The sequence below is a fragment of the Intrasporangium sp. genome (assembly GCF_035688975.1).
In the GTDB taxonomy this organism is placed as follows: domain Bacteria; phylum Actinomycetota; class Actinomycetes; order Actinomycetales; family Dermatophilaceae; genus CALMNV01.
Window position 1 is genome coordinate 1 of the sequence record NZ_DASSMH010000155.1, and the last position, 9,524, is coordinate 9,524.

A 9,524-nucleotide genomic window follows, 5' to 3' on the forward strand; every position below is an offset into this window, starting at 1 on the left:
CTCCCCAGGAGCTCCCATGTCCCCACGTCGTTCTGCGGGTGCGTCTCTGCTCGCTCTCGTCCTCACGGCCACCGTCCCTACCTCGTCCTTCGCCGACACCACCACGGCCACCCGAGGACCCGGCCAGGACAAGCCCGGCCACTTCTCCTTCGCTGTCATCGGTGACGTGCCCTACGGTGCCGACCAAGTGGCGGCCTTCCCCCGCTGGGTCGACCAGATCAACGCGGCCGACCCGGAGCTCGCCTTCCACCTCGGCGACATCAAGAACGGCTCCACCCGCTGCGACGACGGCTACTACCGGATGATCAAGGCCCAGCTCGACCGCTTCACGAGCCCGCTCGTCTACACCCCGGGTGACAACGAGTGGACAGACTGCCACCGCGCCAACAACGGCTCCTACAACCCGCTCGAGCGCCTCGCCTTCGACCGGTCCGTCTTCTTCCCGCAACCCGGCGTCACGCTCGGCGAGAAACCGGCAAGGGTCGAGTCAGAGGCGAGGGCAGGCTTCCCCGAGAACGTCCGGCTGCGTGAGCAGGGTGTCAGCTTCGCCGCGCTCCACGTCGTCGGCAGCAACAACGACCTCGCGCCGTGGACCGGGATCGGCAACACCAGCGCCACGCCCCAGCAGCTCGCCGAGGAGCAGGCACGCATGGCCAACGTCGTCGACGTGGTGCGGCGCTCCTTCGCCGACGCCCGAAGGCGCCACGACCGCGCCGTCGTCCTGCTGCTGCAGGCCGACATGTTCGACCCCAGCTTCACTCCGACGTGGCAGGACATCTCGGCCTTCAAGCCGCTCGTGCAGGCCATCGTCGACGAGTCGAGCCGGTTCGACGGGCAGGTCTACCTCTTCAACGGGGACAGCCACGTCTACAACACCGACCGGCCCCTCGCCACCGGCTCCGGGTGGCTGGCGACGTACGGTGTCGCGGGTGCCGCCGACAACCTGCGCCGCGTCACGGTCGACGGGTCGGCGAACAACACCGACTGGCTCAAGGTCACGATCAACCGGCCCGGCGCCGCCGACGTCCTCCGTTGGGAGCAGGTGCCCTTCGCGCCATGAGCGCGGCAGGCGGCATACGGCACGGGCAACGCGTGCCGTATGCCGCAGCGCGCCGTCCGTCTCGTGGTGGGCAACGCCCCGGGCCGCTACTCCCACACCTGCTAGTCGACCTTGCGCAGGTCGGGCCGCAGCCGCGTGACGACGAGCACCTGGACGACCCCGACCGCGGCGAGGATGAGCCACACCGGCGTGAGCCCGCCGGTCACGTCGCGGACGACGCCCATCGCGAGCGGTCCCACCGAGGCGATGCCGTAGCTGACGAGGAAGGCCATGCCGGTGAGCCGCCCGCTGGAGGCGGGCGTCCGGGCGTACGTCACGAGGAGGACGAGGGCCAGGGAGAACGCTGCGCCCTGCCCGAGCCCGATGAGCACCGCCCACAGCCACGGTGCGGCGACCGGCGCGGCGTAGACGCCGACGCAGCCGACGATGCCCAGCAGGGCCGAGGGCAGCAGCAGCCGGCGCATGTCCGTCACCCGGTCGCTCAGCACCGGACCGAGGAGCCCCGAGACGATCTGGGCGGCGGTGAAGGCCGAGAGCAGGTAGCCGGCCGACGAAGCCGCCCAGCCGTGCTCGACGTAGGTCGGCGCGAGCCACGTCACCGTCGAGTAGAAGCACCAGGACTGCAACGTCAGGTAGGCGGCGACGAGCCACGCCACCGGCGCGCCCCAAGGGAGACGGCCGCGAGCCGTCTCGCCTCGCGTGTGGTGGGGGTTGGCCCGCATCGTGAAGGGTGCCCAGACCACGGTGCCGACCACGGCGATCACCGTCCACGAGCCGAGCGCGCCCTCCCACGAGCCCAGCGCCTCGGCGAGCGGCACCGAGACGGCGGAGGAGAGCGCCGCCCCGCCCATCATGGCGAGCATGTAGAGGCCCGTGACGAGGCCGACCCGGTCGGCCGGGAAGAACGTCTTGACCAGCCGGGGGAGCAGCGTGCCGGCGACGGCGATGCCGACGCCCGCGACGAAGGTGCCGGCATACAGCACGGCCACCTGGTCACCGGCGAACCGCGACGCCGTGCCGAGCACGACGCACACCGAGGCCCCGAGCACGGCGGCAACGGCGCCGATGCGGTGGGCGACGGCGCTCGCGACCGGCGCGAAGAGACCCATGCACAGCACCGGCAACGTGGTGAGCGCCCCGGCCGCCGCGTGGCTCAGCCCCAGGTCGGCCGAGATGGAGGCGAGGAGCGGCGGGACGCTCGTGATGGCGACGCGCAGGTTCGCCGCGACGGCGACGAGTGCCGCGGCCATGACCCAGAAGGGCGGCAGCGCGCGAGGGCGGCTCATCCGGGGACGCGGCGGGTGGCCGGGGCGGAGACGGGCATGCTCCCGAGCGTAGATGTGTCGAGGACGAGGTCAGCGCGCGCGCGTGTGCCGTCGGCGGCGAAGACGGCACGCTCCTGCGCGGCCCACCGCTCCCAGTGGGGGGCGTAGGCGTCGCCGTCCCGGGCGACGCCCCGGCGCCGGCGCACGTCCGCCGGCGCCTCCACCCAGACCCGCACGGCGGCATACGCCCCGGCCGGCCAGACCGTGGCGCCACAGCCCTCGACGACGAGCAGGGCGGTGGCCGGGACGTCGACCACCTCCGCCGGCTCCCCCCGGGACCAGTCCCAGCGGCGGTATGCCGCCGGGCGCCCTTCCCGGAGCGGCTCCAGCACGCGGGTGGCGAGCAGCTGCGGGGTCGCGGCGAGGCCGTCCCAGCCGGGGTAGAGGTGGTCGAGCGAGAGGAGCGGCGCGCGCAGGCGGTCGGCAACCGCTTGGGCGAGCGTCGTCTTGCCGCCGCCGCTCGGCCCGTCGATGCCCACGACCACCGTGCCGCCGCACCGGGGCGCCGCAGCCCGGGCGAGCGCGACGACGGCGTCGACCTGCGCCGGATCGGGCCCGCGGGCCGGGTCGACGGTCGGGTCTGGCATGGGGGCGACCCTACCCACGGCCGCCCCGGCTACATTGTCCGCATGCCCGTGGCCACGAGAGTCATCGCCTGTCTGGACGTCGACAACGGCCGGGTGGTCAAGGGCGTCAACTTCGAGAACCTCCGCGACGCCGGCGATCCCGTCGAGCTCGCGAAGCTCTACGACGACCAGGGGGTCGACGAGCTGACCTTCCTCGACGTCACGGCGAGCAGCAGCGACCGGTCGACGACCTACGACGTCGTCCGGCGGACCGCCGAGCAGGTCTTCATCCCGCTCACCGTGGGCGGGGGCGTGCGCACCGCCGCCGACGTCGACCGGCTGCTGCGCGCCGGGGCCGACAAGGTGGGGGTCAACACGGCCGCCATCGCCCGGCCGGAGCTCATCTCCGAGATCTCCGATCGCTTCGGTGCCCAGGTGCTCGTCCTCTCCGCCGACGTGCGCCGCCGCCGCGGCGACGACGGGCAGCGGACGGACGACTTCGTCATGACGACCCACGGGGGTCGCACCGCGGTCGACCTCGACGCGGTCGAGTGGTGCGCCCGGGCCGCCGAGCTCGGGGCGGGCGAGATCCTGCTCAACTCCATGGACGCCGACGGCACCAAGGACGGCTTCGACCTCGAGCTCATCCGGCGCGTCCGGGCGGCGGTCACCGTGCCGGTCATCGCGAGCGGCGGCGCCGGGCGGGCTGAGCACTTCCCCGAGGCGGTCGCGGCGGGGGCCGACGCCGTCCTCGCGGCGTCGGTGTTCCACTTCCGCGAGCTGACGGTCGCCGAGGTCAAGGACGCCCTGCGGCACGCGGGCGTCGTCGTCCGCTGACCCGTCGTCCGCTGACGGTCACCCGCCGACCCGTCGTCCGCTGACGGTCACCCGCCGACCCGTCACCCGCCGAGCCGTCACACGCCGAGCCGGGCCTCGCGCAGCGCGGCCACGTCGTCGGGGTCGCCCTGCAGGTCGACCTGCGCGACCGTCGTCCGCCCGAAGGCGAAGAGCACCAGCTCGGCCGGCTCGCCGCGCACGATCACGGTGCCGCGCTCTCCGGGCGACTTCGCGGCATACCTGCCGTGTCCGTCCGCGATGAGCACGACGCCCGTGGGAGCGCGCCGGAACATCAGCCGCGCGCTGCGTCGCAGCCCCCGCCAGAGCGTGGACTGCAGCTCGACGCCGAGCCGCCGCGGCTCCCAGCCCGGCTGGGCCCGGCGGACATCCTCCAGGTGGACGAAGTACTCGGTGAGGTTGAGCCGCTCGTCGACCGCGGGCAGGCGCCCCAGGCTCCACACCGGCGGGCCGCCGCGCAGCCGGCCCATGAGCTTCCGGTAGTCCTCGCCGACCAGGCTCCGGCGCTCGCGCTCGAGGCGGCCACGGAGCGGGGGCAGCAGCACCCCCAGCGCGAGGTCGGGGCGCGCCTCGCGCAGGTGCAGGTGGGCGGCGAGGTCACGCGTCGCCCAGCCCTCGCACATCGTCGGCGCGTCGGGACCCAGCCGCTCGAGCTCGTCGCAGAGCAGCTGGCGCTCGGAGGCGGCATGTCTCGTCATGGCGCCATCCTCGCAGGACCGAAACGCGCTGGCCCCGGCGAGCCTGCGCTCCGTAGGCTCGCCGGCATGGTCGAGCTCGTGCGCCCCACCGCGGATCTGCGCGCCTCCTGGTGGGAGATGGTCGACGAGTTCGCGGGCGAGCGGGTCCACGGCGCGGCCATCGAGCCCGGCGAGCTGGCCCGGATCCGCGAGCCCGCCGCCTTCGAGGCGTGGGTCGACTGGCTCTGGCAGTCGGAGACGCCGGGACCGCACCTCCCGGGCGACCGGGTCCCCGCCTCCACCCGCTGGATCGTCGAGGACGGCCGCCTCGTCGGGACGATCTCGCTGCGGCATGAGCTCACCGACTTCCTACTCCAGGCCGGTGGGCACATCGGGTATGCCGTTCGCCCGCGGGCACGGCGACGGGGAGTCGCCACGGCCGCCCTGCGCTTGGCCCTGGCCGAGGCGGCCCGCCGCGGGATCGACCCCGTGCTCGTGACCTGCGAGTCGGACAACGTCGCGTCCGCGCGCACCATCGAGGCGTGCGGCGGCCTGCTGGAGGACGTCCGCGGCGGGATGCGCAGGTACTGGCTGCAGACCGGGGCTGCGGTGGCGCCGATCTCGCTCGCGCCCGTCGAGGCGCGGACCGCCCGGCTCGTGCTCTTCACCGACACGGACGTCGACGCCATGCTCTCCGGTCGCCGGCTGCCCAGCTGGGCGCCCGGCTACCCGCGCGAGGACGACGTCGAGGCGGCTCGGATGCTGCGCGGCCCGGACGTGTGGTCGCCCCGGCACGTGGTCCGGCGCTCCGACGCCCTGGTCGTCGGCTCGATCGGCTGCTTCGGACCGCCCGACGACCGCGGCGTGGTCGAGATCGGCTACGGGCTCGTCCCGGAGGCGCGGGGCTCGGGTCTCATGACCGACGTGGTCCCGGCCATGGCGGCCGCCCTCGCGGCGGCCGGGTGCACCGTGATCGCCCACACGGACCCCGGCAACACCGCCAGCTGGCGGGTGCTGCGCCGGTGCGGCTTCCGGCTCGTCGGGTCCGACGGCGGCGAGCAGCGGTGGGAGCGGGGGGCGAGTCCGACGACTGTCGCAGGGCCGTGAGAGGGTCGGTGGTTGTCCGCGCACCTTCCGCACGTCCCGACCTTCCGGAGCCCCTCGCCGTGAGCAGCAGCCCACCCTCGACCCTGCGCCAGGGCGTGGCAGTGATCGCCCGTGGCATCCGGAGCGAGCCGCGCTGGTTCTCGCTCGCGGTGGGCGGCGCGGCCGTCTACGGCATCATGACGAGCCTCACCGCGTGGGCCATCGGCCACGTCGTCGAGACCGCCGTCGGGCCGGCCATCGCGGCGCGCCGCGTCACGAGCGGCCAGCTGTGGGTCATCGGCGGCACGCTCACCCTCGTCGTGCTCGTCAACGTCGTGGGGGTCATCACCCGGCGCCTCGCCGGCGGGGTGGCGATGTACAACCTCGGTGCCACGTACCGCCGGCAGGTCACCCGCCAGTACCTGCGGCTGCCGCTCAGCTGGCACCACCGTCACCCCTCCGGCCAGCTGCTGTCCAACGCCAACGCCGACGTCGAGGCGACGTGGAACATCTTCGCGCCGCTGCCGATGGCGCTCGGGGTCGTCGTCATGCTCGTCTTCGGCATCGTGCAGATGGTCGTCGTCGACCCCGTCCTGGCCGTGGTCGGACTGACGGTCTTCCCGCTGCTGTTCCTCGCCAACGTCGCCTTCCAGCGGGCGATGTCACCGCGGGTCACCCGGGCCCAGCAGCTGCGGGCCGACGTCTCGGAGGTGGCCCACGAGAGCTTCGAGGCCGCGCTCATCGTCAAGTCCCTCGGCCGCGAGGACCACGAGGCCGAGCGGTTCCGGGCGGTCACGCACCAGCTGCGCGACGCCAACATCGAGGTGGGCCGCACGCGTGGCCGGTTCGACCCTGCCATCGAGGCGATCCCGACCCTGGGGACGCTCGCCGTCCTCGTCGTCGGCACCGTGCGTGTCCGCACCGGTCTGCTCACGGCGGCCGAGGTGGTCCAGATCGCCTACCTCTTCTCCATCACCGCCTTCCCGGTGCGCGCGCTCGGCTGGGTCCTGGCGGAGCTGCCCAGATCCGTCGTCGGCTGGAGCCGGATCCGGGCCGTCCTCGACGCGAGCGGGTCCATGGCCTACGGCAGCCGGTCGCTCCCGGGCTCGGGGGCGAGCCGGCTCGAGGCCGACCGCGTGACCTACGCCTACGAGGTCGTCACCGAGGACGGGCGCACGGAGCTCAACCCCGCGGTCCGGGACGTCTCCCTCGACGTGGCGGCGGGCACGACCGTGGCGCTCGTGGGTCCCACGGGCAGCGGCAAGTCGACCCTGACCAACCTGCTGCTGCGGCTGGTCGACCCGCTGACCGGCTCGGTGCTCATGGACGGCGTGGACCTGCGGGAGGTGCGTCGCGGCGGGGTGTCGGCGGTGGCGGCCCTCGTGCCGCAGCAGACCTTCCTCTTCGACGACTCCGTCCGCGGCAACATCACGCTCGGCACCGAGCATCCGGACGAGCGGGTCTGGCAGGCGCTCGAGGTGGCCCAAGGCTCCGCCTTCGTGCGGCGGCTTCCCGACGGGCTCGACACGCGCGTGGGGGAGCGGGGCGCCAGCCTGTCCGGCGGCCAGCGGCAGCGGATCGCCCTGGCCCGAGCGGTCATCCGCGACCCGCAGCTGCTCGTGCTCGACGACGCGACGTCAGCCGTCGACCCGAGCGTCGAGCAGGCGATCCTCGCGCGGCTGGGGGAGACGAGCTCCGGCACGACCGTCATCGTCGTCGCCTACCGGATGGCGACGATCCTGCTCGCCGACGAGGTGGTCTACGTCGAGGAGGGCCGGGTCGCCGACCACGGCACGCACGAGCAGCTCGTGCGCCGGTGCGCCGGATACGAGCGGCTCGTCACGGCATACGCCCGCGAGGCCGCGGAGCGGGCCGCCATCGCGGCCGACGAGGAGCGGGAGGTCGCCCGATGAGCATGCGGTTCACCGCGCCCGTGGAGCACCACGGCATCGCCTCCGGCCGCGAGCTGAGCACGTGGCAGACCTTGCGGCGCGGGGTCGCGCTCTCTCCCGAGCTGCGCAGGGGCATCTGGGTCACGCTGGCCCTCGCGGCCCTGTCAACGCTGGGCCGGGTGCTCGTCCCCTTCGTCGTGCAGCGCACCACGGATGAGGGCATCCTCGCCCGGGGTGGGCCGGACGTCGACGTCGTGCTGGCCTACGTGGGCCTTGCCCTCGCGGGGGTGGCCGTCACCGCAGTCTCCGCCTACCTCGTCAACGTCCGCCTCTTCCGCGCGTCCGAGAACGGGCTGGCGACCCTCCGGCTCAAGGCGTTCCGCCACATCCACGACCTCGCCATGCTCACCCAGAACGCCGAGCGCCGGGGGTCGCTCGTCTCGCGCGTGACCTCCGACGTGGACACGATCTCGATGTTCGTGCAGTTCGGCGGCCTCATGCTCCTCGTCAACCTGGCCCAGGTCACCCTGGCCTCGGTGCTCATGGTCCTCTACAGCCCCGCGCTCGCGCTCGTCGTGTGGGCCTGCTTCGTCCCGCTCTTCGTCATCATCCGCAAGTTCCAGGGCATCGTCGGGCGTGCGTACACCCGCGTCCGGGAGCGCGTCGGCGACCTGCTCGGCGCCGTGTCCGAATCGGTCGTCGGCGCCCAGGCGATCCGCGCCTACGGTGTGGAGGAGCGCACGGCCGAGCGGATCGACCGGGCCGTCGAGGAGCACCGCCGGGCCGCCATCGCCGCGCAGACGCGCTCCGTCCTGGCCTTCACCTCCGGCCAGCTCGTCTCGGGGCTGACCACCGCGGTGGTGCTGGTCGTCGGCACCCTGCTCGCGGTCCGCGGCAGGCTCACGCTCGGGGAGCTGCTCGCCTTTCTCTTCCTCGTCAACCTCTTCACCCAGCCGGTGCAGCAGGCCACCGAGATCCTCAACGAGATGCAGAATGCCGTCGCCGGCTGGCGGCGGGTCATCGGCATCCTCGACACCGAGGCCGACGTCGCCGACCCCGGCGACGCCGGGGTCCGCCTGCCCCGGGGCCCGATCACCGTGCGGTTCGATGGTGTGGGCTTCGCCTACCCGGACGGCCCGCCGGTGCTGCACGACATCGACCTCGTGATCGCCCCGCGCAGCCGGGTCGCGATCGTGGGGGAGACCGGGTCGGGCAAGTCGACCCTCGCCAAGCTGCTGACCCGGCTCATGGACCCGACGACGGGCCGGGTCCTCGTCGACGACACCGACCTGCGCCGCATCCGGTTCGACTCGCTGCGCCAACGCGTCGTCCTCGTGCCGCAGGAGGGCTTCCTCTTCGAGGGCACGCTGCTGGAGAACATCCGCTTCGGCCGCCCCGGAGCGTCGGAGGGCGACGTGCGTCTCACCCTGACCGAGCTCGGGCTCGACGAGTGGCTCGACACGCTGCCGCAGGCTCTGCGGACCGAGGTGGGCCAGCGCGGGGAGTCCCTGTCCGCCGGCGAGCGCCAGCTCGTCGCGCTCGCCAGGGCCTACCTCGCCGACCCCGATTTGCTCGTCCTCGACGAGGCCACGTCCGCGGTGGACCCGAGCACCGAGGTGCGCCTCCAGCGGGCCCTGGACTCGCTGACCCGCGGGCGGACGTCCATCGCCATCGCGCACCGGCTCTCGACCGCCCAGGCGGCCGACGAGGTGATCGTCGTCGACACCGGACGCGTCGTCGAGCGCGGCCCGCACACCGAGCTGGTCGCTCAGGGGGGCGTCTACGCCCGGCTGCACGAGTCGTGGATGGCCCAGCAGCAGTCCGTCTGACCTCGTCGAGTGGCCACTTGTGCGCGCCCCACCTCGTCGAGTGGCCACTCGTGCACGCCCGGGCGCGTGCGGAAATGGCCACTCGACGGGTTGGGGACGCGCGGACGGCACAATGGGCGCGTCGACCTTGTCGAGTGGTCACTTGTGCGCGCCCGGGCGCGTGCGGAAATGGCCACTCGACGGGTGGGGGGGGCGCCTGGGGGGGACCGGTGGGCGCGCTGACCTTGTCGAGTG

The 9,524-nt window shown here is 73.6% G+C and carries 8 protein-coding genes; 5 read left to right on the forward strand and 3 right to left on the reverse strand.

Going from position 1 to position 9,524, the window contains the following annotated elements; all coding sequences use genetic code 11:
• Positions 1-16: 16 nt before the first annotated feature.
• Positions 17-1,060 (forward strand): hypothetical protein, encoded by a 1,044-nt coding sequence (locus tag VFJ94_RS16280; protein ID WP_325005276.1) that lies wholly within the window; start codon positions 17-19, stop codon positions 1,058-1,060.
• A 101-nt stretch (positions 1,061-1,161) separates the two neighbouring features.
• Here the strand turns inward: VFJ94_RS16280 and VFJ94_RS16285 are convergent, their stop codons facing one another.
• Together VFJ94_RS16285 and VFJ94_RS16290 are read right to left on the reverse strand one after the other, a co-directional pair.
• The gene (locus VFJ94_RS16285) at positions 1,162-2,346 is read right to left on the reverse strand and encodes an MFS transporter (protein ID WP_325005277.1); all 1,185 of its coding nucleotides are present in this window, start codon (positions 2,344-2,346) and stop codon (positions 1,162-1,164) included.
• Complete coding sequence (locus VFJ94_RS16290) at positions 2,343-2,972, reverse strand: hypothetical protein (protein WP_325005278.1); 630 nt, start codon at positions 2,970-2,972, stop codon at positions 2,343-2,345. The genes VFJ94_RS16285 and VFJ94_RS16290 overlap by 4 nt, the downstream gene beginning before the upstream one ends.
• Positions 2,973-3,014: 42 nt before the next feature.
• On the opposite strand from VFJ94_RS16290, the gene hisF reads away from it, so the two are divergent.
• Positions 3,015-3,788, forward strand: coding sequence for an imidazole glycerol phosphate synthase subunit HisF (gene hisF, locus VFJ94_RS16295; RefSeq protein ID WP_325005279.1), 774 nt, complete (start codon positions 3,015-3,017; stop codon positions 3,786-3,788).
• A gap of 77 nt (positions 3,789-3,865) precedes the next feature.
• On the opposite strand, the gene VFJ94_RS16300 is transcribed toward hisF, so the two are convergent.
• Complete coding sequence (locus VFJ94_RS16300) at positions 3,866-4,504, reverse strand: TIGR03085 family metal-binding protein (RefSeq protein ID WP_325005280.1); 639 nt, start codon at positions 4,502-4,504, stop codon at positions 3,866-3,868.
• 66 nt (positions 4,505-4,570) lie between these two features.
• On the opposite strand from VFJ94_RS16300, the gene VFJ94_RS16305 reads away from it, so the two are divergent.
• From VFJ94_RS16305 to VFJ94_RS16315, 3 genes are read left to right on the forward strand one after another with little or no spacing between them, the layout of a single operon-like run.
• Positions 4,571-5,590 carry a GNAT family N-acetyltransferase gene (locus tag VFJ94_RS16305; protein WP_325005281.1) on the forward strand — a complete coding sequence of 340 codons (1,020 nt, stop codon included), beginning with the start codon at positions 4,571-4,573 and terminating at the stop codon, positions 5,588-5,590.
• A gap of 59 nt (positions 5,591-5,649) precedes the next feature.
• Positions 5,650-7,482 (forward strand): ABC transporter ATP-binding protein, encoded by a 1,833-nt coding sequence (locus tag VFJ94_RS16310; RefSeq protein WP_325005282.1) that lies wholly within the window; start codon positions 5,650-5,652, stop codon positions 7,480-7,482.
• Positions 7,479-9,290, forward strand: coding sequence for an ABC transporter ATP-binding protein (locus VFJ94_RS16315; RefSeq protein ID WP_325005283.1), 1,812 nt, complete (start codon positions 7,479-7,481; stop codon positions 9,288-9,290). The genes VFJ94_RS16310 and VFJ94_RS16315 overlap by 4 nt, the downstream gene beginning before the upstream one ends.
• The last annotated feature ends 234 nt before the right edge of the window (positions 9,291-9,524 follow it).

What these genes read in the sequence shown, in the direction of transcription:
- VFJ94_RS16300 (WP_325005280.1), bottom strand. Translation starts at nt 4,504, where the DNA reads ATGACGAGACATGCCGCCTCCGAGCGCCAGCTGCTCTGCGACGAGCTC.
- VFJ94_RS16290 (WP_325005278.1), bottom strand. Translation starts at nt 2,972, where the DNA reads ATGCCAGACCCGACCGTCGACCCGGCCCGCGGGCCCGATCCGGCGCAG.
- VFJ94_RS16315 (WP_325005283.1), top strand. Translation starts at nt 7,479, where the DNA reads ATGAGCATGCGGTTCACCGCGCCCGTGGAGCACCACGGCATCGCCTCC.
- VFJ94_RS16285 (WP_325005277.1), bottom strand. Translation starts at nt 2,346, where the DNA reads ATGAGCCGCCCTCGCGCGCTGCCGCCCTTCTGGGTCATGGCCGCGGCA.
- hisF (WP_325005279.1), top strand. Translation starts at nt 3,015, where the DNA reads ATGCCCGTGGCCACGAGAGTCATCGCCTGTCTGGACGTCGACAACGGC.
- VFJ94_RS16305 (WP_325005281.1), top strand. Translation starts at nt 4,571, where the DNA reads ATGGTCGAGCTCGTGCGCCCCACCGCGGATCTGCGCGCCTCCTGGTGG.
- VFJ94_RS16280 (WP_325005276.1), top strand. Translation starts at nt 17, where the DNA reads ATGTCCCCACGTCGTTCTGCGGGTGCGTCTCTGCTCGCTCTCGTCCTC.